Here is a 26430-nt window from a genome sequence, read left to right as displayed (position 1 = left end):
CCGGGCAGGCATTTCCTGTTCAGGATGAACTTACTGTAAGCCGATTATTTTCCAATGTTCCTTGAGGCAAGGAACATGGAGAGCATCTCAAGATCTTCATAGGGGATCTGCATTTCCAGAAGGACCGGCTTAGAATGGAACTCCAGCAGTTCCAGCTCGTATGATTCCACATTCCTTTGCCACTCCTCGATCAGTCCGGACCTTTCCCCGGGAGAAATATCAGACGTTGAGATGGTATCAATTATCCAGGAGGCAAAGTCCCTGATTATCAAAAAACCCACCGGGCATGGCTGTAACCCGACTGTGGTACCCGAAGTATTGACCTTGAAAGGATACATGCCGCAGACCGTAGGCCTTCTTTCATATACATGGCACCTTCCTATGTCATTAAGGAACGAACATGGAGCCTGCATGAGATACAAGCTGGGCGAATTAATATCCGCGATAATGTTTCCCGCTCTTGCATGATCAAGGGATGACAACACTTTCAGTTCATCCTCGAACATATGTATCTGCCCTTTACTGCAACAGTGCGATTGGCATGAGGAAGGGCATTCATAGTGTCTGAGAATGTTCTGTATAATATCATAACGAATAGCCCTTTTTACGGCCAGGCTGATACCTACACTGTCTCTTATTATCTGTTTTCACCGACTGTATCTTCGTTTACAAGGAGTATAAGGAGCTGGATAATAGACAGGAGGGATATAATGGTTTTGCTGGCAACGATGGATATAAGGATTCCCGAAGATTAAATCTTTACAAGGGTGCTAATACCCTAACATAGGTGAATAAGACTTCTTTTTTCATGATGCTCACTTAGTATTCTTCATTCTTTCATTTTTTTCTCATCGCTAAGTAAACTACCATCTTTGAATGTGATCACCCTGTCAACATAATCAGTGTGCCATGGTTCATGCGTTACCATCACTATTGTCTGGCCATATTTTTCATTCAGCTCTTTGAATACGTCCAGTACTTGTTTTGAGTTGGTGGTGTCCAGGTTGGCACACGGCTCATCGGCAAACAAAATATCCGGTTTTTTTGCAATTGCCCTTGCGATTGCCACCCTTTGCTTTTCACCACCCGACAATTCATCAGGAACCCTATCATGCTTCCCTTTCAGACCAACCTTTTCCAGTGCTTCAAGGGCGGTCTTATACGATTCCTTCTTTGATTTCCCTTCCATCATTGAAAGCAGATACACATTTTCGGCGGCACTCATCTCACTGATAAGTGCATAGTCCTGAAAGATATAACCGACCTGTGTCAGCCTGTAGTAACTTCTTTCTGCTTCAGGCAGGCTTGAAACCTTTAACCCCCTGATCGTATATTCCCCGCCTGTTGCATCATCCAGGAGTGCCAGTATCCTTAACAGGGTCGTCTTCCCGCTTCCGGATGCACCCATTATGGCTACGAATTCTCCTTTGTTGATCTCAAATGAGACACCCTTAAGAGCCCTGACAGCCGTGTCTCCTGTGCCATAACATCTTTTCAGGTCCTTTACTATTATCATTTTTACCGTCCCCATATGGCTTTGAGTATGCTCTCCCTTGATACACTCCAGGCAGGGAGTATCCCGGCTATTACTGACAGCGTAAGCATGGTGACCACGCTCTGGATAAGCAGCACAGGATCAATAGTGGGGCTTATCTCCATGGTCTCATAGAATGTTACCGGATTCGCCTGGAAGTAGAACATAAGTGATAAGTATAGTACCAATCCTGCGGATATTCCCAGGGAAACATAGAACGTGCTGAGGAATGCATAGGACAGCACTATGGACCTTGGAGTGATACCCACTGCTTTCAGGATCCCGATCTCTTTTTTCCTGTTGAGCACATTGATGTAGATTATAATGAGCACCAGTGCCGCACCCACTATCAGGCTCACTATCTTGGACATTATATCTATAGCACCCATGCTTTGCATTGCCTGCCTTATGAGAGACTCCGACTTGTCAGCCCATGTAAATATCTGCTCATTCACGCCTGCTTCTCTTATCTTGTCCTGGATCTGCGCTTCCGTTCCCTGCTCATCAACCCTTACAACTACGCTGGTAGCTTCTTTTCCTTCAAGGCCGTACACATCCTCGATCTCTTTGTAATGGACCAGGGCATTAAGATCGACAACCTCGAATGTGCCTTCCATTATTCCTTTAACCTTATAGGTCCTCTTTACTCCATTGCTATATGTTACGTCAACAAATGCTCCCGGCCTTACTTCACCCAGGTTGTCATATATCTCGGAGCCAAAACCAGTCCCTGCTATCATAGCGCCAATGATGATCTCGTCCCTGGAAAGATCGCTTAAGAAATCTCCTTCAGAGATAATGTATGGATATCGTGAGATCTCGTATTCTTCCGTGGGAAGCATTCCGGTTATCGTTACACCGACAACTTTCTGCTTATGATTGATGGATGCTCCCACGTCCAGTCTTTTTGTACCGGCTCTCACGCCTTCTACAGCCCGGACCTTCTTCAATACGTTATCAGCATTGTTAATGTAGGTGTTATCACCCATTGGTTCAATGACGATATCTCCGTAGGGATAGTCCTGCATGAACCCGGTAAACAGGCCTGAAAGCCCTCCTATCATTGAAGGAAGGAACACTAAGTTCATGAAGATGAGGGAAAGGACAAAAACTATGAAGATGAGGGTTTTCTTGTTCCCTCTCTTTACACTGCAATATGCAATGAGGGCTCCCACCCGGATATCATTGATCATATTGAGCCCTCATTCTTTTTTGTCGTTACCGGAATTATCGTTGCCTTCCATCAGCTGCCTGATAACCGCATCTTTTGATCTTGTGGTCCTGTAATTATAATAGATAAGACCGCCAATAACTGCCAGGATAAGCAATAAGATTATCATTGTTCCTATCCCGCTGTTCTTTTCCATAACAATGAGATTGATGTTGGTTCTGATCTGTTCTTCTCCAAAATCGTCACTGTATGTTATGGTTACCGGCAGCTCATATTCTCCTGCCCGGTCCGCTACAAAAGTAATTACGGCAGGCCCGTCCTCATTGGGGGCAAGGGTTCCTATGAAAGATTCCTTTAATCCTTTGAACGGGTGATCGTAATAAACCCGTATCGAATTTATAGTATTGTCGCCGGAGTTCTCGATCCTCATTGTCAGTTCGACAGTATCCCCGTCATAGGGGAGAACCGGATTGACCTTTACCGATGCAACATTGAGATTCCCTTTCCTGTCAAGCACGGTCAACTGGATGTCATATTCGTCCCTTTGCTTCCCGTAGTCGTCTTCATAGCTTATGATAACAGGTATCACAAATGTGCCGGCCGTGCTTGCCTTGAACTTGAATAATGCGGTCTGGTTGCCACCGGGGGCAAGAGAGCCAATCGTAGAGTTGGTGATTCCCTTGAAATTGTGATCCAGGTTGACTACTGCGGATTTTGCTATTGCCTCCCCGAAGTTCTCTATCTCCAGATTCAGATCAACAGTATCCCCCTCATAGATATATTGGGGATTCGTTCTGACAGAAGATATCCTCGGTTCTGCATGTTCGCCTGTCACCATCACTTCGACATCATAGTATTTTATTACGTATGCATCCTCGCTTCCGTATGTCAGTCTCATTTTTATGATATGAGGGCCGGGGTTTGCATCCGGTGTTGTCTTCATATGGTACCTTAGCTGCCTTTCGCTGTCACGGTACACGAATTGGGGAAAGTAGGCGACCAGATCTTCCGTAACTATGATATCCGGTGGGATGCGTATTATTTCAAAGGTGATGTTTTCAGGAACCCTGGTGCCGCAATTCTCAAGACTGATACCCACGGTGAATTGTTCGTTTATTCCTACAGAACCTGGACTGATGTTCTCTACAACCGCATTTAAACATTCATCACCGGCAGATACTGCCTGAACAGTATTTATTCCTGTTAAAAGGATTGTAAAGATAAACAGGACCAAAAATGCCAGTTTTGTATTGTGATTCATTCTGTGATCATCTCTTTTTGAAGTTTTTCCGTAAATTCGATCAGGTTTTTAAAAATCAGATCCAGTGCAACCATTTGCTGATAATATTGTTCTATTATCCTGAGTGTCCTTTCCGAATCTTCCGCTCTGCTGTTCCTGCATTTTTCAATTATACCGGGAAGATCATTAAGTGCAGGAGCTACCATGAATTCACTCTTGGACCTTATTGCAGCAATGGTGAGCGTCAACATATTCCTCTGAACTGAAAAGTATAACTTTTTTGAACCGGCTTTCTTTGTTTTCTCCACGACCTTTATGCCACTAAGCAGCTTCATTGTTGCACTCACAGCCGAAAAACTATACCCCGTGATCGCAGAAAGCTCTTCCAGTGTCAGTGGATCCGGTTCAGAATACAATATTGCGATCAGCCTGGATGACAATTCGTCAAATCCCTGGGACTTTATCCCCTGATACACAAGATTCTCAAATTCCTTTTTTGTAGTTTTCATCATAACCACATTTACACTATTTCCAGTGATTACAGTAAATAAGAGAAATCAACATATATAATTTCTGGTGGACATTATGGGGGCGAAGATGGAGTTGCATGGAAATGATGGAATGACTTACAAAAGCAATGCTCCTGAAGATGATTTCTGTTTGAGAAGTGAACAATACCAGAGAGCTACAGGAGCAGGAAATCAAGTTAATGCCATGTTAAATCCTGGTTATGCATTGCTTGAAACTGAATGCTTAAGAGCCATAAATACTGTTAGCCTTGATTCTAATGTTGGGTTCCTGCATTAAATGAATCCAAGTAAAGACAGTTTAAAGTATAACCTGCAAGAGCCATTTCAATTCCTTGTAGATCTTACAGTTATTAGCCTAATAGAATCTGGGAAATGAGTAATAAGGGCTTCACCAAGACAGAAAGTTACTCTCTAGGTAAAGCCATCAGAATCAAAGAAGCTTACTGAAGGATTCAAGAAGGGATGAACAAGAAAAAGGCTCTGTAGAAATCCTCAATATTCTAACAAATATCCAAGTTACCAATAATTTAAAATGTACTATCCCAGATTGAAAACATTTGCCATTTTGACCTTATCGATGATGATCTAGCCAGGTTTTCTACAAGGCCCCTCCTTGTATTATGTGAAACCGACGAGTGTTACATTACTACAGATGGCACTTCCACGATTGCAGATATGGAATCTATACTAACATACATTTCCCCAGCAATACTGTCACGGATTCCTCCTACTGTATTGTCATGGAGAACAACATAGAAACCATTTACTTCTGTCAGCTTTCCCATATGTTCAAAACCAGATGCGTAAATCTTTACATTTTTCCCTTTTTTGCTTTCCAAGATCTCAGTAGTCTGATCATGCCATTGCCAATAGGTCTCCACCCGATAGTTTACCGGACCTATCACCTGAACACTCTGTATTCCTCCGTCTGAATCTTGCTGGACAGTTTCAACATTTTCTGCCAGACTTAAATCATTCTGAGGAGTTTGTTGTTCTTCCGTACATCCTGCAACTGCTAAAGCAGCAATTAAGACTAATAGGATTATTACTTTTTTCATATAACTACATCAATTATATCACTATATATTTATTAGTTACTTAAACATCTAGTCATTTGAAAAAAGAATTATGCTGAAGAGACTATTCAGCATGCTATAAAATATTCAACTGAAAGTAAATTACTATTTAGATTAGCGATTCAAATGAGGATTTCTACAAAAATGGAAAATGAACCTTCAAGACAATGAATTCCTGAAGCTTACCAGTAACACAAAAATAATGCGGCTGCCGGGATTCGAACCCGGGTTAAAGGCTTGGGAAGCCTCTGTCATACCGCTAAACCACAGCCGCGTGCATGATACATCCTTAATAATACTTCTGAGATTAAAGGCTTTATGGTATCAGGGCACGCTAAAAGAGGAATGGGGGTCAGAGGGAATACCTGACCTTCCTGGGTTCATGTACCTTGGCGGCCTCGGGGGTCAGGATGCCCATCTCTTCCATGATAATGCAGATCAGATGGTGTCTTGCTTTTTCTTTGGATTCGAATGTGGCCTTGTATTCGGTGATCAGTTTCAGGCCATCCTTGTCGGAATCGAGGTGGAAGCGTGCGTCTCCGTAACCGGCTGACCTTGCTTTCTCCCTGATGCTCTCTACCTTCTCATCGAGATATGCGGGGATATCTTTGATGTAAAAGTCGAATGCCAGTTTGAATTTACCCTTGCCGTGATTGGTGATGGCCTTCTCAAGGAATACCTTGTTGGGTATCTTGTGGTAGTCTTCGTATGTTGAGGGGGTAGGATCCACCACAACGTAGAACAGGCCGATATGCTTGACCATGCCCTGCTCATCCCCGATCTCGATGTAATCGCCTATCTTGAAGGGTTTCTTTGTGAGCAGGATGAACCATGCGAAGTAGGAGAATATAATATCCCTCAGCGCAAAGGCAAAACCCGTGGCAATAAGTCCGAGGAATATGGCTATATCCCTGGTATCGATACCAAGCTGCCAGAAAACGACCAATGTCGACAGAGCGTAGATGAACGCTACATAGGCCTTGCTGAGCAGTATCTTTTCTTCCTGACTGCCTGCACCGCCAAAACGTTCGGGGACCAGGTAGATGGTCAGTTTGAGAAAAACAGTCGCTATTGTATATGACACCATTATGGTTACAATAGCTTCCAGAAAGACCAGGATGAGTTCAGGAACAACTATGTACTCAAGTCTGATCGCTATTATGGCACCCTGAAGGGGAAGGATCACAAACAGGAAAAGAAGTATCAGCTTGTTGAGAGCCTTATTTACTGTCCCTGCCTTGACCTTGACTTTATTTAATGCCTCGTCTGCACGTTTTTTCCTCAGTATCGTACTAATGGGCATGGTCCATTTGAAGTAATTATTAAGCGTGCAATTGGATTATAATTGGGGAATACACATTGGGAGTTTATTAAGCGATCCTATGTTTTTCAATTATCTCTTCAAAGGAATCAGCAACATACTTCAAGTTGTCCCTTCCGACCTGATAGGTACTGAGCTTGAAATACTTTGTCAGCCCGGACTTGATGCCGTGTATGTTCTTTTCCTTCAGCTCCCGATAGAGGAAGTAGCGGCCCTTTTTGGCTGTCTGGGATATTTCATAGAACACAGGCGCCTCAAAGAACATAAGGTCATGGTTATGTGGCATCTCACCCTTTTGTACGATACCAAGGTCTGCCAGCCTTGAAGAGAACCAGCGGGCATCCGCCACTTCATTATACCAGTTCCTTGTGCGCCGCACCACATGGGGGAAAGAGGCTATCATAGTCATTATGGGAGCACCTCTTACACTGCATCCCAGCAATTCGATTTCCTTGGTAGGATGGGTTGGCGATTTACCGAACACGATATCCGCGTAGTCCTCTTTAACACCCAGGACACCGATGGGACCCGAGGATGCCATGGATTTGTGGCCGCTTCCTACGATGAAGTCTGCACCCATGGCCTTTGCGTCAACGGGCATCTTCCCGACGGAATAGGCACCATTGACCATGAGGGGCACATCATAGCTGTGGCAGATGTCGGATATCCTCTTCACATCCGCAAGATTCCCATAGTTGCCGTCGGGGTAGGTCACCTGTGCAAGTGCCGGCGCCTTACCCGTATCCCTTATAACTTCCTCGATAGCAATGGCATATCCTTCTACATAGGTCATGTACTCCGGAGCCTCACTGTGAGGAACGGTCCTGACATTAAGCCTTGCACGCTGTGCCGCAACGAAAGAGGAATAATGAGCAAGCTTATCCAGGACGATATAATCTCCTTCCTTTGCCATGGAATGCATCACAGCGAACTTAGACTCCCGGGCTCCGTGAGTGACCCGTACAACATCAGTATTGAGGAACTCAGGCAATGCACTGTGAACGAAGTTCTCTATTGGCGGTTTCTTGATAAGATCCAGCACCCCTCCACAAAAATCACAGACAGAATAACCATCACCCCATTCCAGAAGAGCCCTGCGGGCCTCCTCGGTAAGTATACCGCCTGTCTGGAGCGGATCGATATTGATCGCATCCTTCGGTTCACGTGGAATAAAACCAAACTTCTGTAGTGCTGCATCATCAAGTGCCATTGTCTTCACCTGTTAAAATTACCTTTTTGGATAGTGAGCCAATACTAATTAAGAATATTCATCAAAGATCCTCTGTCAGAATGAATGTCAGATACAAGTCAGATACAAAGCTGAATCTGAGGTAATCGCTACAGAGAACTGTAAAAAAAAAGAAATGCACCTCAAAGGTGCTCCAGTTAATCTCAGGGTAATCTCAGGCTTCTATTGCTTTTGAGAAAACACCTATGAACTCATCGCATTGGGAAATGAGAACTTTCAGTGCATCCTTGATGACATCTATAGGATCGGTGCCATCTGTTTTGACAAAAAGTATAGGGTCACTGATAGAAACATGTTTCATATCATAGGTTGCTATCTGCACTCTGCTGTCGTCAAGAAGAACTGACTTGAGCATGTTGAGAAGCGTATGTGTCTCACCTTTTATCTCAAGATGCATTTCGTCATCGGCCTTATCAATTATCTTCAATTCCATCTTAATCTCACCTGTTATAGTTATTCAGAGTATTCCGGTTCCGTAATCACAAGACAACTTTCTCTTCTCAATATAGCCACATGACGGGCATTTGAGTTTATTTTCGTCCTTCTCAAGGATAGTTCTGCACTTGGAGCAGCTGGCTCTCATGACACCCAGTGAATCTTCGGCAGTACTCAGACGCATGTTCTGAGTGTTGATGATCTTTGCCTTAACAATGTCAGACATAGCAAACTCCTGAGAAAGATTCTTGACAAAGGAGTCCCTCACGTTGGAAACATGAATCGCAGCCGAGCCGTCCATCTGGAATTCACGCTCTCCCTTACCCTTGATCGCGCCAATCGCAACCAGAACAACGGATTCACGTATATTTACAACGCTGCCAACAACAATATCCCCCTCAGTCAACTGTGGAGGTGTTTTGGTTTTGGGAAGCACGGATATTACTCTTGAGTTCCTGTCAATATGCACATATCCTGTACCTATTGAATGAATATCACCCACATCAACATAGGCACCTTCACCGGCAGTAAACTCTTCGGTAGTACCTATCAGGTCACCGGGCATGACAAAAACACTTTCTTTTGGATCCATTTTGTATTCTTCCACAGAACCGCTCACTGGCGGATTTTTTATTTTTTCTGCCTCACGTTCTTTGGCCTTTATCTCTGCTTTTGCAGCAGGGCTTTTCCGTGCCCCGGATTTCCCAGAGAAGGTCTTTTTGGCCTCCGTTCTTGCATTTCCTGCTTTCTTCGCCTCTGTTTTAGGGGCAAAGGTCTTCTTAGCTTCTGCAGGTTCACTCCGAGTAGGGGGGGCATCGACAGATACCTCAACTTCACTTACCTGCATATCCCCGGAACTGGAAGACTTGATCTTCCTGCGTGAAGTTTTTCTCCTATTTCTTATCCTAATTAGAATCCCTCTTATGACACTGAAATCAAATTAAAAGTTTGAAAACACCAATAATCAAATAAAACAGCATTATGATTTAAGGATTTATCGCATAATACGGTACATTTCTACATTGATATTCTCTACATCTTTTTTATGGAATTTGAATGTTCGCTTTAGCGGAAACGTTGTTGCATACCAGTCGGTAATCCTGGCATCACCTATGAATCTGGCGATAAAATCATGGCTCCCACTATTATGAATGGAATATACCACATCACTGGTTCTCAAGGCACTTAAAAGGAACGGTCGGTCGTTACCTTTTGCCTGGGCCCCAAAAGGAGGATTCATCACAACCGTTTGAGCATGTCCCTGTATCTCGGAGATATCACAATGGACAAACTCAATATCCACACCCATCACCTCCGCATTCCTCGCGGCAACCTCAAGGGCCTTTTTGTCCAGGTCAAACCCGGTAACTTTCTCAGCACCAAGTAATTTTGCACCTATGGCAAGTATGCCGGTCCCGCAGCCAAGGTCAAATATCGTGTCCTCCAGATCACCCTGCATATAGGCAAAGTGCAGCATTTCAGAAGCAATGACCGCAGGAGTTGCGTACTGCTCAAGAGCTGCACTTGGGGAATCAAATCCTTCTATTTTTTCAAGCAACATCTCGAGTTTGCGTTGTTTCAAGGGTCAATCACCTATAATTTCATCAAATACAAGAGCTTCCCATGACCTCTCCCCCAGGACGATCTCAAATTCCTGTGGCGTCAGCATGGGAGCACTGAACCTGCCAACTTCATCCACAGCAAGCCGCGGGCATGCAGTGTTAATAAAAGCATCCACCTTGAACTGAAGCAACTGGTCCGGGGTCACCAGGTCCATGATAAATATATGAGCACTCATGCCATGCCTGACAGCCATATCCTTTAAGTCCTGCGCCAGTTGCATGCGCTCCTGCCCCGGCTTTGAGGATACAATAATCCCGAATACTTTTGCATCAAGGGATTTTGCTATCACGGCACTCCTCTGCCTCAGCACTCTTGAAGGATCAGCACGGCGGATCTCATTCATGAATGGGTCCGCGATAAGCACATTCTTTCCTGTTGCAAGTGAAACACCAAGAGGGTGAAACTCACCGCTGCCGATGTAAAGATACTCATCACATTCCTCCCCGCGGCCGGCAGAGAAATTGCACCCGAGTACCTGACCAGGATAAGCTATCTTACTGTCACCCTTTCCGATGACACATTCCTTGCCCTGGGTTTCAAGTATCCTGCAGGCATCTTCCAGTTTATGAACATGCTGGACTGTGGTAATCAGGCATATCCTGTGTCCTGAGAGTTCAGGCAATGCCTTCCTCACAACCTCTGTCACATCCGCACGGGACCTGACCTCGATAAAGAAAGTCTTTCCAGCCAATGCATTATCATCCAGCGGCGCGTGCCCGAAATGGAAAAGCATGTCCACTTTGTCCAGCAGGGCCACATCTATGTCGCATGCTCCGAAACAGGGATTACCGGATATGATAACATTTACACCGGTCCCGGATTCTATCTGTGCTGCAATTGCAGGTGACCTGCGCTTGAAACCTTCCGGGAACTGCAGGCCAACTACCCCTGCACCACTGTCCTTTATCACGGAAATGATATGATCTACCTGGAAATCGAAACCTTCTTCTCCCATACTATGCCTCTATTGAAACCCCTTTTTCATTAACGCTTATGTGGACAAGGGTCTTTATATTAAAGCCCATTTCCCGTAACCTAGAAGCCCCTTCGCCACGCTCGATCACAACAATTGCATCTGATATCTCCACACCTGCGTCCCGCAGTGCGGTCACCAGCGCCAGGAGCGTGCCTCCCGTACTTATCACATCATCAACTATGAGTACCCGGTCTCCTTTTTTAACAGAGTTCACATACAGTTCCCCTTTGGAATATCCTGTCTTCTGGGAGATAACGATCTCTCCGTCAAGTGCATACTGGCGCTTCCTGATAATGGAGAAAGGGATACCTGTTCTCATGGACAGGGATGTTGCAAGAGGAATGCCCATGGCCTCGATGGTAAGTATTCTGTCAACATCCATATCGGCTATCTGGGTTATATGGGACGTGATCTCCTCAAGGAGTTCCGGTTCCAGAAAGGGCACGCCATCAGAGATAGGATGTATGAAATAATTGTACTCCCCTCTACGTACTATAGGAGCGTTCATTAAAGACTCGTGAAGCTTTTCAAGCATAATTATGGCTTAATGCATGATATAATATAAAACCAGGCTGTTTCACTGCATCATACCAGTGCAAAGTCCGTCCTTGAATCCCTTTCCTGCCTGATGACAGAATAAAGAGCTTCTTTGCTCAGCGAACCGGGATGGTAATAACTGCCGTTGCTCTGCGTAGCCATCTCCTGCACCAGTTTTGAGCCTGTAGGGCTGATATCTATCAGAAGCAGGTTGATGTGATGTTCTGCTATATGCCTGCAGACCTGCAATATTTCCCTCCTTATATTGCCTCCCAGGTGCAGGGCACAGTTGGCGGTCCCATCCGTGACCAGGACCATTATCGGAACAGCCGATGGCTCCTTTTTCACCTCACGCAGTATGGTGTCCATTCCGGTAAGCACACCTGCAGCCATCGGTGTTGTGCCTCCGAAGGGAACCTTCTCCAGATACCTTTTGGCAGCCTCCACAGATGAAGTGAAAGGCAGCACAAGCTGGGAAGACCTGCCGCTGTAAGTTACGAGTGAAACCCTGTCACGCCTCTGGTAAGCATCCTTGAGTAATGCTATAACAACACCCTTGGTGATCATTATCTTATCCTGCTCGTCCATGGAACCGGACGTATCAAAAACAACAGTGATAAGGCTGGAAATGCGTCTCCTGCGAACCTTTTCCCTTATATCGCCACTCATTATCTCAAGTTTACCATCCTTTGCGTGCAGGGCAGCTGCGCGTAAAGTGGGAGCTATGGCTATATCGTTTATCTTTTCCCCGGGCATCCGGTATCTGACATAACGTCCACGCTTGCTTTTTGTCAGCACCTCTGCCCGCCTGCCGGACTTCAGCCTGCCTGAGGCAAGCCTTTTCTTAGGAGAATTTCGGGCGAAATCATTCATGATCTTCCCGACTTTCTTGTCTTCCTGCAGTTCCCTGTGTACTTCAATATCTGAAGCCAGGATAAATGCAGGTTCTGTACCCTCCTCACCTTTATTTCCAGGGAGGTATTCTTTTGGTGTCAGCTCTACAAGGACCTGCCCCCCTGAGTAAAATAAGCTTGACGTATCTTCAATGAACGCATCTTTTTCATCCAGGAATACAGCAGGATTATCTCCTGCCTGTATCAAAGGTAGTTCAAGCTGTGCATTTCCGATACTTCCCAGCAGAGGCTCAAAGAACTGCAAAGGCTCCATTTCCAGATGGTCTGAATCGGCTATGATATAGATCACACTGATCTCATCAGGCCTTACCTGCTCGAAATTATACTGCAGGATCCCGTAGAGCGTGTCAGTGTCCTTTTTAGATATATCCGCCACCGACTCCCGGGGTATGCGTAATCCAAGCACTGCTGCACCTAAATGCATCACTTTTACTCCGTAATTCCGGAGAAGGTTCCTGCGAAGTCGCTGGGCATGGTCGCCGGAGTTCATGTGAATACCCCTGTCACAAGTTACCTTCTACTACAGCACGCAACTGGTCTGCGCTAAACTCTTCTTCCTCGAAAGGCTTCTTGCGCATCCTGTGTGGCAGGACCATTTCGGCAGCCTCGATGATATCATCATTTGTGATGCGCTCCCTCCCTTCATAGGCAGCATTAGTGCGTGCCGTACGCTCGATCATTATGTCAGCCCGGTGGCCGTCCACATTGAAAACGATGCATATCTCCGCAATGGTACGCAGATTATCCCTCGTGGTCGTTACCCTTGGCAACAGCTGCATAGCCTTGAGTATCCTTGAGCGCAGTTTTTCCTGTTCGCTCTCAAACTCGCGCATGAAGTGCTTAGGATCATCATTAAAGCGATTCCTCCTCTCCACGATCTCAATACGCAGTTCAACATCATAGATACCTGTGACCTCCACTTGCAGCGCAATCCTGTCAAGTAACTGAGGTCTTAGCTCTCCTTCTTCCGGGTTCATGCTTCCTACGATAATGAAATTTGCAGGATGGCTTACACTCACACCCTCGCGCTCAACCGTATTCACACCCATGGCTGCCGCATCCAGCAACGCATCTACAACAAAATCATCAAGCAGGTTGATCTCGTCCACATATAATATGCCGCGGTTTGCCATAGCAAGGATACCAGGGTCAAATGCCTGCACACCCTGCCGGACAGCTTTCTCGATGTCAAGGCTGCCCACGACCCTGTCCTCGGTAGCACCCACGGGCAGGTCTACGACCTTCATCTGCCGCTTCTGTATACGCAGAGTCCCCTTAGACCTTTTGTCTATGCATTCCCAGCACATCTTCTCCGTATCTGAAGGGTCACAGTTGAACTTGCATCCTTCCACCACTTCTATTTCAGGCAGTATCTCGGCCAGTCCCCTGACTGCCGTGGACTTGGCGGTTCCTTTCTGCCCCCTTATAAGCACACCGCCGATGGAGGGATTGATGGTGTTCAGGATAAGGGCCCTGAGCATCTTTTCCTGGCCCACCACAGCAGATATGGGATACAGCACTCTTTCAACCTTTGTAACCGGACGGATGATATCCTCCAGAGAGCCGGCTGGTTTTTCTATCTCTTTGGGGACTTCTTTTATTGTTCCACTTATGTTCAAACTCATATTATCGCCTTCCTTGGCAAGGATGACAGAATCATGTTTACAGGTACCTCAGTATTATTGCTGATATCAGCGCCATGAAAAGTAAGACCATTCCAATGACAAACAGTGTAAAAGTAATAGTTGTGTGTACCTTTTTGTCTTCTTTTTTTGCAAGCGTGTTCAGCCCATACAATGAAATGGCCATGGAAAGCAGGAAGAAAAGAGACGATATGAGCAGGAGGGAACCTGCAACGACTATGTATTCCGCTGTCCATGTAAGTGCCTTAGCATTCAGAAGATCGATAAAAAAGTCCTTGCCATTCCTCTCGTAAGCTGAAGTTATCCACATCATCGTGTAAGCGATCTCCGCCGCGCTCAGGATGACTGAACATATCGCAGTTGCCAGAAGTGTGATCATTGTCCCTATATCAGGGATCTTAAGGTCTATTTTCCATTCATCGCCCACAATTTCACCTTGTAGAGATATTAAATAACTTTTTGCAATATATCAGTAGTAATATGATAGTAGGATAATAAAAATCTATTTATTATAATCAAATGCAAAACCAAATGTAAAGCAGGCATTCCTGGGAGTGTTCAGGGGAGAAACTAAAACTCCGGCGGCACATCATACATGAAAAGTAACCAGCTGCCTGAAGTGATATTCAGGCATTGAACTGTTCCATTACCAGGCGGGATAGATCCATACTTATTTCCCGGGTCCTCATGAGAGTATCGGCGCGCACCACTTTGCAGCCCAGGTCCGCAAACATGGATTCATCTGCTGTGTCTCGCTCATCTATAAACAGTACATCCAGGAACTCCCTGTAGCAGGCTGCCACACCCAGAGATGATACAGGGAATCCTTTTGACTGCATCAGTTTTCCGGCAGGGCCACTCACTGGTTCATTTCCAATAATGGGGCTGACTGCAATGACCTTCTTTTTCCTGAGGATGTCCACCATCCCCGGTAATCCGATTATCGGACCGATGCTTGTTATCGGATTGCTTGGACCTATAAGAATATGCTCCTCAGTCCCCAGGGCTTCCAGGACAGCAGGTGATATCGTTGCCGTTCCTATCCCTTCCTGAAACACATCCAGCACTTCAGGCTCCCCATGATCAGATATCCAGAAATCCTGGAAATGCATCTTTCCTGCCGGAGTGACTATTATTGTCGCGACCTGATCATCTGACATAGGCAGCACTTTGGCTTTTATCCCCATGGAGGCTGACAAACTCCTGATGGAATCGGTCAGCGAATAACCATTGCGCAAGTACTCTGTGCGGATGATGTGTGTTGCACGGTCAAGGTCACCCAGCATCATTCTTTCCCTGTGTCCTAGCGACTTCATGAGTTCATATGTGCGAAAAGTATCGTCTGCCACACCCCACCATTTATCAATGTCAATCCTGTCCGAGAACATATAAAGCACCGTGTCGATATCAGGAGTTACCAGATTACCGGAAACCCACAGATCCTCTGCAGTATTCACAATCACAGTAATGTCCTCTTCAGGCATCACTTTCCGAAGGCCATTCAACAATTTTGGAGTTCCTGTCCCGCCTGATAGTACCAGCATATTAATTCCTCTCTGCGCTTATCGTAATAATGAATGGATAGCAATCAAGATAGCATTTATACCATGAAATATATTTAAAATATATGAAAGTCATCCGTGATCCTATACATGGATATATAGAACTTGACGCCCTCACCATGGCTCTGATTGATTCTTCTCCAATGCAGCGCCTCCGCAGAATAAGTCAGCTGGGGCTTTCAAACCTGGTCTATCCGGGAGCTAACCACACCCGTTTTGAACATTCCCTCGGGGTGATGCATCTCGCAGGTATGCTCACATCCAGGATAGACACCGTCACAGGGGAAGAAAAAGAGGAACTGCGGGTTGCTGCCTTGCTGCATGATCTCGGACACGGGCCTTTCTCTCATGTGACCGAAGGGCTGGTGAAGCACTATACCAGACAGGGACACGAAGATATACGAGACATATTGAAAAAGGGAGAAATTGCCGAGATATTGAGCGAACATGGCATCAATCCCGTAAAGGTCGAGAGGCACATCCAGGGGCAGACGGATTTTGGCAAAATACTCAACAGCGAGATAGATGTGGATAAAATGGACTATCTTGTGAGGGATTCACATTATACGGGCGTTGCATTCGGGCTTGTGGACCATGCAAGGCTGATAAACGAGATGCAGTTCTATGAGAACAAACTGGTTGTCGCCGCAGGGGGCGTAAAGGCTGCGGAATCGCTGCTTGTCTCCAGATTCCTGATGCATCCTTCGGTATATTACCATCATGTGTCCAGGATCGCTGAGACAATGTTTGTCAGGGCTGTTGAAGATCTCATCCAGCAGGGAGTACTTGACCCCTTTGAGCTGAGGAGGATGGACGACGCCAGGATATTCGAGACCATCCGTAACAATAACGGCTATGCCGGAGAACTTGCAGCAAGACTTGATGACAGGAAACTGTACAAGAGAGCTCTTTATGTTGGTTTTGAGGACGTAGGGGAAGGCGTACTCAAGCAGCGCAAAAACGTCCGGCGCATCGAAGCCGAGATTGCCGACATTGTGGGCATTGACAGCAAGGAAGTCCTCATCGATATACCCAGGGACCCTGAGATAGTCGAAATGAAAGCGCTTGTCAAGATGAACGGAAGGATGCTGCGCCTGGATGAGGCATCGCATGTTGTGGCAACACTGGAGCAGGCTCACAGGGATAACTGGAAGATGGGAGTCTACACCACACAGGAGAACCGTGAAGCAGTAGGAAGAGCTGCGAGGGACTTCTTTGATATCAAGAGAGAAACAAGACAGTTCCGTTTGACGGACCTGGAGGCATAGCTTGGAAAGCCGCCAATTTCCCTGCCAGCGCATAGAGCGTGTTTTAGGTAGAACAGCCCTTTTACTTGAATGGGAAAAGTTAGGCAGCGACTATAGCGCGCGGCTTACTGGCGGCAAGGCACATGTGGGGGCGGTGGCATTAGGTAGCTTTGACAGCATATCAGGACGTGCTTCATCCTCCGTGATAACCGCACCCGGACACAGGGAAGATGAACTCGCTCTTAAGGGAGCGAGGCAGTTGAGTGAAGCCAGTCGCTCGACGACTGTATTTATAGTTGGTATCCATGTGGACAGTATTACTAAAAAAGAGATAGAGGAGATAATTCACGTTTCAGAAGGGATGATAGAGGAACTATCAAACATCCTGCAGGAGGATAAAAAATGGAAATAGTCATTGGTATAAGCGGTGCATCAGGTTCCATATACGGAATAAGGTTATTGGAGATTCTTTCTAAAATGGATATTGTAACCCACCTTGTCATAACTAAGACCGCAAAGCAGATAATAGAGATTGAAACCGATTATTCTGTCATTGAGATAGAAGACCTGGCAAGCCATGTATATGGGGAAGGAGAGCTTACAGCGCCTATTGCTAGCGGATCTCACCGGTTCGCCGGGATGCTGGTCGCCCCCTGCAGCATGAAAACGCTGGGTGAGATCGCCTGTGGCATGTCCAATAACCTGCTGGGGCGCGCGGCGGATGTGTGCCTGAAAGAGAGGAGAAGGCTTGTCCTGATGCCCAGAGAGACGCCATTCAACCAGATACACCTGGAAAACATGCTCAAAATCGAAAGGGCAGGGGCAATAATACTGCCTGCATGTCCCGGTTTTTACTCCAGGCCGCAGACAATAGACGATCTGGTCAACTCCATGGCAGGCAGGGCACTGGACCTCATGGGCATCGATAACGAAGTGTACAAACGCTGGAGATAATATGGCCCTCACCGGAATGAAGCATAGTATGAACACTGTCTTCACTCTCTGGCTTCGGGAGATGCTCCGATACCGCCGCTCACGCTCAAGGATAATCGGGTCACTTGCCACGCCGTTGTTTTTTCTTGTCATAATGGGGTCTGCCCTGGGAAGCACAATGACAATGCGCAATGGCAGTTACATTGATTATATGGCCCCGGGCATCATTGGCATGTCTGTGCTGTTCGCCTCGCTCATGGGTGGTGTTTCCATCATATGGGACCGGGAGTTCGGTTTTCTCAAAGAGATACTTGTGGCGCCAGTAAGCCGATTCTACACAGCCCTGGGGAAAGCTGCAGGCGGCGTGACAGCAGCTATGGTGCAGGGAACACTGCTTATGATCATCAGCGGACTGTTCATTGTAGACTACACATCTGTCATGGGGCAGATATTAAGCATCCTGATAATGTTCATTACAGGCATGGGCTTCATCGGACTTGGGATCACCCTTGCGTCAAGGATAGAATCCCATGAAGGCTTCCAGATGATGATGACATTCATCACGTTCCCTACACTGATGGCAAGCACGGCATTCTATCCCATGGCCAACCTTCCTTCATGGCTAAGCATACCTGTTCAGCTCAACCCCCTCACCTATGGTGTGGAAGCTCTCAGGTGGGCGCTTCTTGGCGTATCCGAAATACCGATCATGCGTTCCATGACAGTCATAATAGTATTCGCACTTACCATGATACTGCTTGGCAGCTGGTCATTCGACAGGGCAGGCGACCATTAGAGCCCGGGCATTTATATATCATTGATAGGACTGCCCTGCATCAGGGTATTTTCTCACGAAATCTATTTAACCGAGAAAGTATATTGAGGAGCTACCCTTCTGAATCAAAATGGGATAGTAGGGTAGCTTGGTCCATCCTCGAGCGTTTGGGACGCTTGGACCGCGGTTCAAATCCGCGCTATCCCACCATTTATTCAAATTTTCAAATATGTCACACATTTACATGGCACATATTTTTGTCTGAAATTTCCGAACTGGAATAGATTTATTAATTATACGTTTAGAATAAGGTTCCATGGCAACGGTCAAGGTCAAACTATTTGCAAACCTGAGAGAAATCGCAGGTGAGTCCATGATTATGCTCAGCGGGAATAACATAGAGGAAGTACTTTTTTCCCTTACAGACCAGTACCCCGCCTTAAAGGAGATAGTTTTTGAAAGATCAGGAGATGAACTCAATCTTCGTGGATACATCAACGTATTCCTGAACGGAGACAACATCATACACATGGAAAACCTCGCAACAGAAGTTAACGATGGAGATGAGGTCGGGGTTTTCCCGCCTGTATCCGGCGGATGAGCGTTACAGGGGGCAAGCATGGACAGCAGGATAATTAAAGAACGCAGCAGTGTGAATGAAGCAAAAGAGAAGTTCCTTGGCACCATACATCCTCTGGAACGAACCGATACAATCGCAATAGATGAAGGCGTGGGAAGGGTGCTTGCAACCAGCATACTTGCACCGAGAAATGTACCTCACTACCGTCGCTCTGCAATGGATGGCTATGCCGTCCGTTCCGTTGATGCCCTGGGTGCTTCACCCACAAATCCAGTCATGCTACAGGTCCATGATGAAGTGGAAGAAGGCATTTGTTGCAGAATGAATACGGGAGCCTGTGTACCTGATGCTGCCGATGCCGTACTAATGGAAGAGGATACAATATGTATCGGAGATATGATAGAAGTGCGCGCACAGGTCCATCCGGGAAAGAATATAGGCGGCATAGGCGAGGATGTGAGGCAGAATGAGATCATATTCTACAAAGGCCATCTGCTGCGACCCTGCGATATAGCAGTGCTCGCTTCCCTTGGAATAAGGGAGATAAAAATTTATTCCAAGCCACTGGTTGCCATCATTCCCACAGGTAATGACCTTATCCCGCTTGAGAGCAGCAGCGAGGTGCCACCTCCGGGGAAGACATTAGACATCAACAGCCTCATGATAGGCCTGTATATCCATCAGTGGGGTGCACTGCCGCGGTACTGTGCAATCGTTCCCGAGGACAGGGAACTTATAAAGCAGGCTATCTCAGAGAATATGGATGCGGACTTCATAGTTATCTCCGGCGGGACATCTGTTGGTGAAAAAGACTATGTGCCCGAGGTAGTGGCTTCCATGGGCAGGAAGCTTGTGCACGGCGTGGGTTTAAGCCCCGGGAAACCGACAGCACTTGGAATCATCGGCGATGTACCTGTACTGTGCATGCCCGGATATCCTGCCGCAGGGCTTGTAGCACTCTTTGCTTTCGGTAAGCCGGCTATACGCAAAAAAGGAAACATCCCGCAGATGCCTGATATCACCGTAAAGGCAAAACTTACAGGCAAGATAAACTCAAGGGAAGGTTATGTGAGCTACGCAAGGGTGATACTGGAAGGTAATACAGCCCGGCCTCTGATGACCGCAGGAGCGGGAATCCTGAGTTCCATCGCCAAATCCAACGGTTTTGTAATCATACCTGAGAACGTGGAAGGATACGAAGAAGGAAATGAAGTGGATGTTGTATTGATTGAGTAAAGAAGCCACATTTCAGGAGAGGTGCCAGTCCCTGTTTGTAATAGGAGCTGGGGGCGTGCTGGGCGCAACAATCAGGTTTGCATTTTCAGGACATTTCAGCCCGGCCACAGCAACGCTTTTGGTCAATGTGCTCGGCAGCATTCTGCTGGGCTTTTTGCTATATAACTCCGAGTATCTCGGTTATGTCACTCCTAAAGCGAAGATGTTCTTCGGAATAGGATTCCTGGGATCTTTTACAACATTCTCTACTTTTGCAGTGCAAACCTTTCAGATGCCACCCCTGGATGCATCCCTGAACATCATTGAGAACATAGTACTTACGGTTGCAGGGGTTTTCATGGGAAGAGGGATTGTGATATACCTTACCGACCTGAAGGATAAGAGATTTGTTTTCCCCTTGCCAGGCACGCTGACGACTCTTCTTAAGGGCAGGCATGTGGGTCACATGGTATATGGCATAGCCGGACTATCTGTACTGATACTTTTCCCGTCCATGGCTGGAAGTTTGGCGGTCAGCACTCAACTGCTACTTGTGGGAACTGGAGGATTTGCAGGTGCAGTTCTCAGGTTCCTTGTAGCCGGCGCCATTCCAAGGGTCAGAGAAATCCATACCGGCACCCTTACAGTGAATGTCATAGGCAGCTTCGTACTTGCCGCATTGACATTCTCATCAGTGTCCGGTTCAATGACATATCTTGTGAGCATTGGAGTACTCGGTTCTTTCACAACTTTTTCTACATTTGCCTACGAGTCCTTCAGGCTCCTCGAGGAAGGAGAGAAGAAATACTCATTGCTCAATATCGTATTGAACCTGGGTATGTGCATGGCAGGCGTTATAGCCGCACAACTGATATTCGGGTAATGAGTGCCTGCCACAACACAATAATGAGTATATCAGATCACTTTCAATTGCAGCAGTACAGCCAACAGGATAAGCGTCATTCCTGTTATCAGCCGTATCTCAACACGCCTTCTTTCCTTGAAGTCCGAGACCTTTTCAGGATTCAGCCCGAAGGCAAGCATACCCCCCAGCAAGAGTATGGGCAGAACTACGCCAAAATTATAGATCCCAAGATAGACAGCACTCCCCAAAGGGTCGTTACCTGAGATAAGCATATCAAGTATGGCAAGGTACACTGCCCCGACACAGGGAGCTTTTATCAGTGAGAATAAGCCGCCTGCGATGAACGAAAGCATAAGGATGTTCCTGCCTTTTATCTCCCCCATGAACCTTATAAAAAAGCGAGGGGTCCTGAATGTTCCTTTTTGGTGCACCTTCATGTAAAAGGCATCATAGAGGTGCCATATACCCAGAGCGAAAATGAGCACGACCATTAGCATTGTGATGGTTTCCTGTATATCCGGGAAGGAGTTGATGGTATTGAGTATCCCTATCCCCACTACCATATATGTCACAAAGATACCTGTACAAAAACCGCAAACCAAAGTAAGCATGTCCCTGCGGGTCCCGTTGGAAGATATGATCGCTGATGACAGGAAAGCCATGACTGCCAGAAGGCAGGGGTTAAAGCCCGCAAGCAGACCTGCGATAAAAACAAGCAGATGAGACTTCCCCAGAATCAGGCCTTCATTTTGAAACGGATCACTTTTCCAGAACACTTCCGGGCTCTCAGCTGCAGGAGGATTCTCTATGCCTTCAATCAGCAGGTTCTCAAGTAATGCAATGTCACCGTTGTAGTCTTCGTAAGATATTACCACGCTTTTATTTATGACAACAGCCGGTACAAGGGTTATCCCATAGTGCTGTGCATATGTGAAAGAGGAGCGTATATCATAATTGGTGAAATTGACGTGCTCGTATCGGCCTGCAACATCTTCGATCACCGGAGCTGCCTTTGTACATTTGATACATGCAGGATCAGAGAAGTATTCCACCTGCACTTCATCAGGGGTGGCTGTAACTGCCGGGACCTGTACAAGGAAAAATGTGCATAGGACCAGTAAAAGAAGGTTAATGACAGGCTGTTGAAGCACAGGTTTCTTTTTCATAGTTCTTCTCCGGAGCTGTCATCGTTTTAACATGGAGGATATTCCCCGTACTGGCATCAACATAGCCTTCAACTACGTAGAGTTCATTTGGCGCCGGACATGCACAAGTACGCTCCATGATCTCGACCTTCCAGACCTGGTCACCGTTTACTGCACTACTGTCGAGATCTTCCGGAGTGCTATTTAAGAACTCAGCCCTCTGAATAAGCGTAGTCTTTGTCTCCCTCCAGCTGGAGACCCTGAAATTATCAGACATATAGGCAACTGCTGCAGGATAATTCTCCACCAGGTTCACTGCCCCGGAAGAACTCACATTCAATCCAGCGGGATTTTGATCTTTCAAATGGACCATCCCCAGATAGATACCCCCTGCAAGGATAAGAAGCACAAGAGATCCAAGAAGAACTACTGGAAATTTACTTTTGCCCATGGGAGAATATTGTTATCTTAAGATTATATATCTTACCAGGATACAGGAGGAAGAACATGCGGGCATTGATACTCAGGATATACCTCAGTGAAGGTGACATGTACAACGGTAAGAGTGCGCACCACTCAGTGCTTGAGTTCTTAAAAGAAGGAGGTATCGCAGGGGCTACAGCACATCATTGTATTGAAGGATACGGAGTCCATGACAAGATACATACTGCAAGCGTGCTTCGGCTTGGTACGGACCTGCCCGTGATCATCCAGGCAGTTGACAGGGAAGAGAACATAAGGAGAATTATCCCGGAACTTAAAAAGATCCTGCCCGGAAAACTGATCATTATCGGGGACATCGAGATAGTTTCCGGTGAGAGATTCACAGGGATATCCGAAGATCCGTCAGCAGAGTAGAATCACCTATAGAGAACCACAGTACTGCCGCGCACTTCTATCAGGGTTGTGCCTGTAACTTCAGCCAGCTTTTGCGCAGCTTCTTTAACATCCTCACCCTCAGGAGTGGTCTTTAACATTTTTATCTTCACCAGGCGATATGCTTTGACCTGTTTTTTAATCTCTTCAACTACAGCGTCTGTGATACCATTCTTGCCAATATTAAGGATTGGTTTTATGCTTGAAGCTTCCGCCTTAAGCTTGTATAATTTGTCTTTTTCCATGTGATACACCTACATAATAATGATTGTATTTTATGATTGATTTTAATGAAAAACATATGTCCGGTGAAACTGCACTAAATGTTTGCCATGGACATATGGCTGAAAATACCCTTCCGTCTATTTGAAGTAATCTGCCGGACCCTAAGGCTTTTTCGGCTTATTCAGAATTATTTCGGTCCCTGAAATATCATACTCGAACCAGGGAGTTGGCTTTGATGTCATGCCAACAACCCTCATAGCATAAGAATCCCCGATGCCCTTGATCTCGATCAATCCATCGAAGAGTTGCTTTAAGGTTGCTATGGTCTGTGCATCATGCATTTCATCTTCCACTACATACAACCCGAAACCATTTGCAGCTTTCACACGGCCGGTAAAAACGTGCAGGAACCTGAAAACGGTCTGAAGGTTGGAGTACATCAGTATTGTTGAAAGGGAATTAATAGAAAGCCTGATCTTCCCCAGATTTTTTTTTACAAAGAAGTCCTCGAAGAACTGGCTGATCTTCACACCAATGCCAGTCAGGTCCACGGGGCTTGAGGCCCGCTTTATCCTGGCAGTGTCAGATGCACCCATTCCAAGAGTTTTTGTGACACAGTCAACTACACCGATATTAGCTTCTGACAGGTCAATATCATGGCCTGTGAACCATTCAAGTATCCTCTCTCCGGGCTCTCTGGTGGAAACGATTATCACCCCGTTGTCAGGGCCGAGATTGTGGGCCAGGATAGCATCCAGCAGCTCATCCTTCCGGCTCATAGGAGGACCTATCATCATAAGATTAGTGCCTTCCCGGATGCTACCTAAACAATCATCCAGTTCCTTGATACCTAGCGAATAACCGGGCATACTTTCTCCATCACAGAGACAATGTAGCGAATGTTTCTGGCATATCTGTACTCTTTTCGGATTCACAATGAAGTGCAGTGCATATCTTTTGTTAAGAGATGCAATATATAATTATCGGCCTATATTTACAATACTTACTCTGGTATACATATAACAAACAATATAAAACTTTTTTCTTTACTCACGTACATGTTTCATTATATGTCCCGCTTCGGGAATTATTATGCCACCAATAGCTAGCTCCACAGCGGCCGGTGAACCAGGCAGGCAAAAGACAGCCTTGCCTGAGATGACGCCTGCCGATGCACGGGTGAGTATAACAGAAGTACCTATTTGGTCAATGCTCTTATACCTGAAAAGCTCTCCGAAACCCTGCATCTGCTTGCTGAACATGGGCACAACGGACTCGATGGTCACATCTCTTGAGGTAAGCCCGGTACCACCACTTGTTATAACTATGTCGGCCTTCGAGCCTACAGCATCAAGAACTGCGCCGGCAATAGATTCCGGGTCATCGTCCACAAGCCGATAGTGGGATATCCTGTGACCTGACCGGAGAATGAGGGTTTCCATGACCTGGCCGGAACTATCATCTGCTTCATGCGGAGAGGCTACAGAGCCGTGTTTTTCAAATCTGGAACTTGATATCGTAATAATGGCAAAATTGTAAGGACCGTTGCTCCCTTTGTGGTGCTCCTTAACTGCAGGATTATTCATGCCAACTTTTATACGCACCCAGGTATATGAACAACTCGATGAAACCATGAAAATACTGGCAATCGATATAGGTGCAGGTACCCAGGACATAATCCTGTATGATACGGAGAAGGAAGTTGAGAACAGCCTTTTAATGATAATGCCGTCACCTACCGTGGTAATTGCCGGGAGGATACATGCTGCACAATCAAGGAAAAAAGGTATCTTGCTTAAAGGCAGCCTGATGGGAGGCGGACCTTCAACAAAGGCAATAAAGCAGCATATAAAGCAGGGACTTGAGGTATATGCCACCCCGGATGCCGCACTTACTATCAATGATGACCTTGAAAAAGTAAAGGAAATTGGAATAAGGATAATCAGGGATGATGAAATAAACCCGGGAACACTTGAGGAAATAGTCCTGCAGGATGTCGACATGCAGGCTATTGGAAATGCATTGGCCGGTTTTGGGGTGAAAATGCCTGATATGGTCGCTGTTGCAGTCCAGGATCATGGAAATTCACCTGACCTGAGCAATCGTGTTTACAGGTTCAGGATATTCGAAAGGATTATCAGCGAAGGAGGAGAGGCAAAGAGATTTGCATATAGTCAAGGTACTATCCCTGCGGATCTCACTCGCATGAGATCTGCAGCGCATACCCTGGGAGAAAAAGGAGTGGTTTTCATGGATACCGGGCCTGCTGCAATCTTTGGGGCTCTGTTCGACCCTGCGGCGATGCAGCCGTCCCTTGTCGTGAACATAGGCAATGGGCATACACTTGCAGCCATTGTTAAAGATGACAGGGTCAGGGCGCTCTACGAACATCACACATCCAGCCTTACCGGAGAGAAGTTACAGGAGCAGATAATTCTTTTTGCGGATGGCAGGCTCTCATTCGATGATGTGTTCAATGAAGGCGGGCACGGTTGCTATGTAAAGGAAACTGATGGTTTTGATGCCATAAGATCAGTAATGATAACAGGTCCCAGGCTTAATATACTGAAGAACATGCACCCGGATAACAAGGACAGGAGACTATGGGAGAAACTACATTTTGCAACACCTTTCGGGAATATGATGCTCTCTGGCTGTTATGGTTTGCTTGCTTCATACCTGCAGCAAGAACAGGCACGATCACACATATAAACTAAAAGAGTGATACGAAGATATAGTTTTAAGACAATAAGACTTA

General features: G+C 46.2%; 32 protein-coding genes, 2 tRNA genes and 1 pseudogene. 12 read left to right on the top strand and 23 right to left on the bottom strand.

Annotated elements, in window-relative coordinates:
• Positions 1 to 44: 44 nt before the first annotated feature.
• The 5 genes from QZZ22_RS05005 to QZZ22_RS04985 form a co-directional block, all read right to left on the bottom strand.
• A complete protein-coding gene (locus QZZ22_RS05005) occupies positions 45 to 572 on the bottom strand; it encodes a YkgJ family cysteine cluster protein (RefSeq protein WP_292463181.1) in 528 nt (175 codons plus the stop codon).
• A gap of 257 nt (positions 573 to 829) precedes the next feature.
• Entirely contained in the window at positions 830 to 1516 is a 687-nt protein-coding gene (locus QZZ22_RS05000; protein ID WP_292463151.1) for an ABC transporter ATP-binding protein, read from the bottom strand.
• A gap of 2 nt (positions 1517 to 1518) precedes the next feature.
• Complete coding sequence (locus QZZ22_RS04995) at positions 1519 to 2727, bottom strand: FtsX-like permease family protein (protein WP_292463150.1); 1209 nt, start codon at positions 2725 to 2727, stop codon at positions 1519 to 1521.
• A 9-nt stretch (positions 2728 to 2736) separates the two neighbouring features.
• Complete coding sequence (locus QZZ22_RS04990; RefSeq protein ID WP_292463149.1) at positions 2737 to 3966, bottom strand: COG1361 S-layer family protein; 1230 nt, start codon at positions 3964 to 3966, stop codon at positions 2737 to 2739.
• Positions 3963 to 4454 carry a hypothetical protein gene (locus tag QZZ22_RS04985; protein ID WP_292463148.1) on the bottom strand — a complete coding sequence of 164 codons (492 nt, stop codon included), beginning with the start codon at positions 4452 to 4454 and terminating at the stop codon, positions 3963 to 3965. Before QZZ22_RS04985 ends, QZZ22_RS04990 begins: the two co-directional genes overlap by 4 nt.
• A gap of 76 nt (positions 4455 to 4530) precedes the next feature.
• Between QZZ22_RS04985 and QZZ22_RS04980 the strand changes: the two genes are divergently transcribed.
• Positions 4531 to 4752 carry a CRISPR-associated endonuclease Cas1 gene (locus QZZ22_RS04980; RefSeq protein WP_292463146.1) on the top strand — a complete coding sequence of 74 codons (222 nt, stop codon included), beginning with the start codon at positions 4531 to 4533 and terminating at the stop codon, positions 4750 to 4752.
• Between the two features lie 361 nt (positions 4753 to 5113).
• Here the strand turns inward: QZZ22_RS04980 and QZZ22_RS04975 are convergent, their stop codons facing one another.
• The 13 genes from QZZ22_RS04975 to cofD form a co-directional block, all read right to left on the bottom strand.
• Entirely contained in the window at positions 5114 to 5533 is a 420-nt protein-coding gene (locus tag QZZ22_RS04975; protein ID WP_292463144.1) for a hypothetical protein, read from the bottom strand.
• Positions 5534 to 5754: 221 nt separating this feature from the next.
• Positions 5755 to 5825, bottom strand: a tRNA-Gly gene (locus QZZ22_RS04970).
• A gap of 78 nt (positions 5826 to 5903) precedes the next feature.
• Positions 5904 to 6854 carry a mechanosensitive ion channel domain-containing protein gene (locus QZZ22_RS04965; protein ID WP_292463143.1) on the bottom strand — a complete coding sequence of 317 codons (951 nt, stop codon included), beginning with the start codon at positions 6852 to 6854 and terminating at the stop codon, positions 5904 to 5906.
• A 67-nt stretch (positions 6855 to 6921) separates the two neighbouring features.
• Positions 6922 to 8082, bottom strand: a complete 1161-nt coding sequence (pscS, locus tag QZZ22_RS04960) for an O-phospho-L-seryl-tRNA:Cys-tRNA synthase (RefSeq protein WP_292463142.1) — start codon at positions 8080 to 8082, stop codon at positions 6922 to 6924.
• Positions 8083 to 8275: 193 nt separating this feature from the next.
• Positions 8276 to 8554, bottom strand: a complete 279-nt coding sequence (locus tag QZZ22_RS04955; protein ID WP_292463141.1) for a DNA-directed RNA polymerase subunit L — start codon at positions 8552 to 8554, stop codon at positions 8276 to 8278.
• 24 nt (positions 8555 to 8578) lie between these two features.
• Positions 8579 to 9403, bottom strand: a complete 825-nt coding sequence (locus QZZ22_RS04950; RefSeq protein ID WP_292463140.1) for an exosome complex RNA-binding protein Csl4 — start codon at positions 9401 to 9403, stop codon at positions 8579 to 8581.
• A 147-nt stretch (positions 9404 to 9550) separates the two neighbouring features.
• A complete protein-coding gene (locus QZZ22_RS04945; RefSeq protein WP_292463139.1) occupies positions 9551 to 10138 on the bottom strand; it encodes an METTL5 family protein in 588 nt (195 codons plus the stop codon).
• 3 nt (positions 10139 to 10141) lie between these two features.
• Positions 10142 to 11134, bottom strand: a complete 993-nt coding sequence (gene dph2 / locus QZZ22_RS04940) for a diphthamide biosynthesis enzyme Dph2 (protein ID WP_292463138.1) — start codon at positions 11132 to 11134, stop codon at positions 10142 to 10144.
• Position 11135: 1 nt separating this feature from the next.
• Positions 11136 to 11690 carry a hypoxanthine/guanine phosphoribosyltransferase gene (hpt, locus tag QZZ22_RS04935; protein ID WP_292463137.1) on the bottom strand — a complete coding sequence of 185 codons (555 nt, stop codon included), beginning with the start codon at positions 11688 to 11690 and terminating at the stop codon, positions 11136 to 11138.
• Between the two features lie 50 nt (positions 11691 to 11740).
• Entirely contained in the window at positions 11741 to 13096 is a 1356-nt protein-coding gene (locus tag QZZ22_RS04930) for a VWA domain-containing protein (protein ID WP_292463136.1), read from the bottom strand.
• A 13-nt stretch (positions 13097 to 13109) separates the two neighbouring features.
• Positions 13110 to 14231, bottom strand: a complete 1122-nt coding sequence (locus QZZ22_RS04925) for an ATP-binding protein (RefSeq protein ID WP_292463135.1) — start codon at positions 14229 to 14231, stop codon at positions 13110 to 13112.
• A 37-nt stretch (positions 14232 to 14268) separates the two neighbouring features.
• The gene (locus QZZ22_RS04920; protein WP_292463134.1) at positions 14269 to 14676 is read right to left on the bottom strand and encodes a hypothetical protein; all 408 of its coding nucleotides are present in this window, start codon (positions 14674 to 14676) and stop codon (positions 14269 to 14271) included.
• Between the two features lie 199 nt (positions 14677 to 14875).
• Positions 14876 to 15793, bottom strand: a complete 918-nt coding sequence (cofD, locus tag QZZ22_RS04915; protein WP_292463133.1) for a 2-phospho-L-lactate transferase — start codon at positions 15791 to 15793, stop codon at positions 14876 to 14878.
• 83 nt (positions 15794 to 15876) lie between these two features.
• On the opposite strand from cofD, the gene QZZ22_RS04910 reads away from it, so the two are divergent.
• The 9 genes and pseudogenes from QZZ22_RS04910 (at position 15877) to QZZ22_RS04870 (ending at position 21444) form a co-directional block, all read left to right on the top strand.
• Positions 15877 to 17079 carry an HD domain-containing protein gene (locus QZZ22_RS04910; protein ID WP_292463132.1) on the top strand — a complete coding sequence of 401 codons (1203 nt, stop codon included), beginning with the start codon at positions 15877 to 15879 and terminating at the stop codon, positions 17077 to 17079.
• 1 nt (position 17080) lies between these two features.
• A complete protein-coding gene (locus tag QZZ22_RS04905) occupies positions 17081 to 17470 on the top strand; it encodes a hypothetical protein (RefSeq protein WP_292463130.1) in 390 nt (129 codons plus the stop codon).
• Positions 17461 to 18012 carry a UbiX family flavin prenyltransferase gene (locus QZZ22_RS04900; protein ID WP_292463129.1) on the top strand — a complete coding sequence of 184 codons (552 nt, stop codon included), beginning with the start codon at positions 17461 to 17463 and terminating at the stop codon, positions 18010 to 18012. Before QZZ22_RS04905 ends, QZZ22_RS04900 begins: the two co-directional genes overlap by 10 nt.
• Before the next feature lies 1 nt (position 18013).
• Positions 18014 to 18787 (top strand): ABC transporter permease, encoded by a 774-nt coding sequence (locus QZZ22_RS04895; RefSeq protein ID WP_292463128.1) that lies wholly within the window; start codon positions 18014 to 18016, stop codon positions 18785 to 18787.
• A gap of 111 nt (positions 18788 to 18898) precedes the next feature.
• Positions 18899 to 18976 (top strand) — tRNA-Pro (locus QZZ22_RS04890).
• Positions 18977 to 19082: 106 nt separating this feature from the next.
• Entirely contained in the window at positions 19083 to 19367 is a 285-nt protein-coding gene (locus QZZ22_RS04885; RefSeq protein WP_292463127.1) for a ubiquitin-like small modifier protein 1, read from the top strand.
• Positions 19368 to 19385: 18 nt separating this feature from the next.
• Positions 19386 to 20582: a gephyrin-like molybdotransferase Glp gene (gene glp / locus QZZ22_RS04880; protein WP_292463126.1), complete on the top strand. Its 1197-nt coding sequence runs from the start codon at positions 19386 to 19388 to the stop codon at positions 20580 to 20582.
• 31 nt (positions 20583 to 20613) lie between these two features.
• Positions 20614 to 20946 (top strand): annotated as a pseudogene (gene crcB / locus QZZ22_RS04875) (fluoride efflux transporter CrcB); the annotation flags it as partial.
• Between the two features lie 129 nt (positions 20947 to 21075).
• A complete protein-coding gene (locus QZZ22_RS04870) occupies positions 21076 to 21444 on the top strand; it encodes a CrcB family protein (protein WP_292463180.1) in 369 nt (122 codons plus the stop codon).
• A gap of 32 nt (positions 21445 to 21476) precedes the next feature.
• On the opposite strand, the gene QZZ22_RS04865 is transcribed toward QZZ22_RS04870, so the two are convergent.
• A complete protein-coding gene (locus QZZ22_RS04865; RefSeq protein ID WP_292463125.1) occupies positions 21477 to 22592 on the bottom strand; it encodes a cytochrome c biogenesis protein CcdA in 1116 nt (371 codons plus the stop codon).
• The gene (locus QZZ22_RS04860; protein ID WP_292463124.1) at positions 22555 to 23022 is read right to left on the bottom strand and encodes a hypothetical protein; all 468 of its coding nucleotides are present in this window, start codon (positions 23020 to 23022) and stop codon (positions 22555 to 22557) included. The genes QZZ22_RS04865 and QZZ22_RS04860 overlap by 38 nt, the downstream gene beginning before the upstream one ends.
• A 56-nt stretch (positions 23023 to 23078) precedes the next feature.
• Between QZZ22_RS04860 and QZZ22_RS04855 the strand changes: the two genes are divergently transcribed.
• Positions 23079 to 23429 carry a DUF190 domain-containing protein gene (locus QZZ22_RS04855; protein ID WP_292463123.1) on the top strand — a complete coding sequence of 117 codons (351 nt, stop codon included), beginning with the start codon at positions 23079 to 23081 and terminating at the stop codon, positions 23427 to 23429.
• 2 nt (positions 23430 to 23431) lie between these two features.
• Here QZZ22_RS04855 and QZZ22_RS04850 read toward each other — a convergent pair whose 3' ends face one another.
• The 3 genes from QZZ22_RS04850 to QZZ22_RS04840 form a co-directional block, all read right to left on the bottom strand.
• Positions 23432 to 23692, bottom strand: coding sequence for a YhbY family RNA-binding protein (locus QZZ22_RS04850; RefSeq protein WP_292463121.1), 261 nt, complete (start codon positions 23690 to 23692; stop codon positions 23432 to 23434).
• A 141-nt stretch (positions 23693 to 23833) separates the two neighbouring features.
• Positions 23834 to 24541 carry a recombinase RecA gene (locus tag QZZ22_RS04845; protein WP_292463120.1) on the bottom strand — a complete coding sequence of 236 codons (708 nt, stop codon included), beginning with the start codon at positions 24539 to 24541 and terminating at the stop codon, positions 23834 to 23836.
• A 177-nt stretch (positions 24542 to 24718) separates the two neighbouring features.
• Positions 24719 to 25258: a molybdenum cofactor biosynthesis protein B gene (locus tag QZZ22_RS04840; RefSeq protein ID WP_292463119.1), complete on the bottom strand. Its 540-nt coding sequence runs from the start codon at positions 25256 to 25258 to the stop codon at positions 24719 to 24721.
• On the opposite strand from QZZ22_RS04840, the gene QZZ22_RS04835 reads away from it, so the two are divergent.
• Positions 25257 to 26384: a DUF1786 family protein gene (locus tag QZZ22_RS04835; RefSeq protein ID WP_342765076.1), complete on the top strand. Its 1128-nt coding sequence runs from the start codon at positions 25257 to 25259 to the stop codon at positions 26382 to 26384. The two genes, QZZ22_RS04840 and QZZ22_RS04835, sit on opposite strands and share 2 nt — an antisense overlap.
• Positions 26385 to 26430: the final 46 nt, after the last annotated feature.

Origin of the sequence: Methanolobus sp. (genome assembly GCF_016278365.1) — an archaeon.
GTDB lineage: Archaea > Halobacteriota > Methanosarcinia > Methanosarcinales > Methanosarcinaceae > Methanolobus.
The sequence above is the reverse complement of the archived record's forward strand: the minus strand, read 5'-3'. Positions and strand labels throughout refer to the sequence as shown.

Excerpts from the sequence above, each read along its gene's own strand:
- dph2 (WP_292463138.1), bottom strand. The coding sequence starts at position 11,134 with ATGGGAGAAGAAGGTTTCGATTTCCAGGTAGATCATATCATTTCCGTG.
- QZZ22_RS04985 (WP_292463148.1), bottom strand. The coding sequence starts at position 4,454 with ATGAAAACTACAAAAAAGGAATTTGAGAATCTTGTGTATCAGGGGATA.
- QZZ22_RS04930 (WP_292463136.1), bottom strand. The coding sequence starts at position 13,096 with ATGAACTCCGGCGACCATGCCCAGCGACTTCGCAGGAACCTTCTCCGG.
- QZZ22_RS04860 (WP_292463124.1), bottom strand. The coding sequence starts at position 23,022 with ATGGGCAAAAGTAAATTTCCAGTAGTTCTTCTTGGATCTCTTGTGCTT.
- QZZ22_RS04980 (WP_292463146.1), top strand. The coding sequence starts at position 4,531 with ATGGGGGCGAAGATGGAGTTGCATGGAAATGATGGAATGACTTACAAA.
- glp (WP_292463126.1), top strand. The coding sequence starts at position 19,386 with ATGGACAGCAGGATAATTAAAGAACGCAGCAGTGTGAATGAAGCAAAA.
- QZZ22_RS04925 (WP_292463135.1), bottom strand. The coding sequence starts at position 14,231 with ATGAGTTTGAACATAAGTGGAACAATAAAAGAAGTCCCCAAAGAGATA.
- QZZ22_RS04910 (WP_292463132.1), top strand. The coding sequence starts at position 15,877 with ATGAAAGTCATCCGTGATCCTATACATGGATATATAGAACTTGACGCC.
- QZZ22_RS04865 (WP_292463125.1), bottom strand. The coding sequence starts at position 22,592 with ATGAAAAAGAAACCTGTGCTTCAACAGCCTGTCATTAACCTTCTTTTA.
- QZZ22_RS04990 (WP_292463149.1), bottom strand. The coding sequence starts at position 3,966 with ATGAATCACAATACAAAACTGGCATTTTTGGTCCTGTTTATCTTTACA.
- QZZ22_RS04975 (WP_292463144.1), bottom strand. The coding sequence starts at position 5,533 with ATGAAAAAAGTAATAATCCTATTAGTCTTAATTGCTGCTTTAGCAGTT.
- QZZ22_RS04900 (WP_292463129.1), top strand. The coding sequence starts at position 17,461 with ATGGAAATAGTCATTGGTATAAGCGGTGCATCAGGTTCCATATACGGA.
- QZZ22_RS04870 (WP_292463180.1), top strand. The coding sequence starts at position 21,076 with ATGGCTGGAAGTTTGGCGGTCAGCACTCAACTGCTACTTGTGGGAACT.
- QZZ22_RS04955 (WP_292463141.1), bottom strand. The coding sequence starts at position 8,554 with ATGGAATTGAAGATAATTGATAAGGCCGATGACGAAATGCATCTTGAG.
- QZZ22_RS04840 (WP_292463119.1), bottom strand. The coding sequence starts at position 25,258 with ATGAATAATCCTGCAGTTAAGGAGCACCACAAAGGGAGCAACGGTCCT.
- QZZ22_RS04855 (WP_292463123.1), top strand. The coding sequence starts at position 23,079 with ATGCGGGCATTGATACTCAGGATATACCTCAGTGAAGGTGACATGTAC.
- QZZ22_RS04835 (WP_342765076.1), top strand. The coding sequence starts at position 25,257 with ATGCCAACTTTTATACGCACCCAGGTATATGAACAACTCGATGAAACC.
- QZZ22_RS04895 (WP_292463128.1), top strand. The coding sequence starts at position 18,014 with ATGGCCCTCACCGGAATGAAGCATAGTATGAACACTGTCTTCACTCTC.
- QZZ22_RS04885 (WP_292463127.1), top strand. The coding sequence starts at position 19,083 with ATGGCAACGGTCAAGGTCAAACTATTTGCAAACCTGAGAGAAATCGCA.
- QZZ22_RS04950 (WP_292463140.1), bottom strand. The coding sequence starts at position 9,403 with ATGCAGGTAAGTGAAGTTGAGGTATCTGTCGATGCCCCCCCTACTCGG.
- pscS (WP_292463142.1), bottom strand. The coding sequence starts at position 8,082 with ATGGCACTTGATGATGCAGCACTACAGAAGTTTGGTTTTATTCCACGT.
- QZZ22_RS05000 (WP_292463151.1), bottom strand. The coding sequence starts at position 1,516 with ATGATAATAGTAAAGGACCTGAAAAGATGTTATGGCACAGGAGACACG.
- QZZ22_RS04995 (WP_292463150.1), bottom strand. The coding sequence starts at position 2,727 with ATGATCAATGATATCCGGGTGGGAGCCCTCATTGCATATTGCAGTGTA.
- QZZ22_RS04965 (WP_292463143.1), bottom strand. The coding sequence starts at position 6,854 with ATGCCCATTAGTACGATACTGAGGAAAAAACGTGCAGACGAGGCATTA.
- QZZ22_RS04845 (WP_292463120.1), bottom strand. The coding sequence starts at position 24,541 with ATGCCCGGTTATTCGCTAGGTATCAAGGAACTGGATGATTGTTTAGGT.
- hpt (WP_292463137.1), bottom strand. The coding sequence starts at position 11,690 with ATGCTTGAAAAGCTTCACGAGTCTTTAATGAACGCTCCTATAGTACGT.
- cofD (WP_292463133.1), bottom strand. The coding sequence starts at position 15,793 with ATGCTGGTACTATCAGGCGGGACAGGAACTCCAAAATTGTTGAATGGC.
- QZZ22_RS04850 (WP_292463121.1), bottom strand. The coding sequence starts at position 23,692 with ATGGAAAAAGACAAATTATACAAGCTTAAGGCGGAAGCTTCAAGCATA.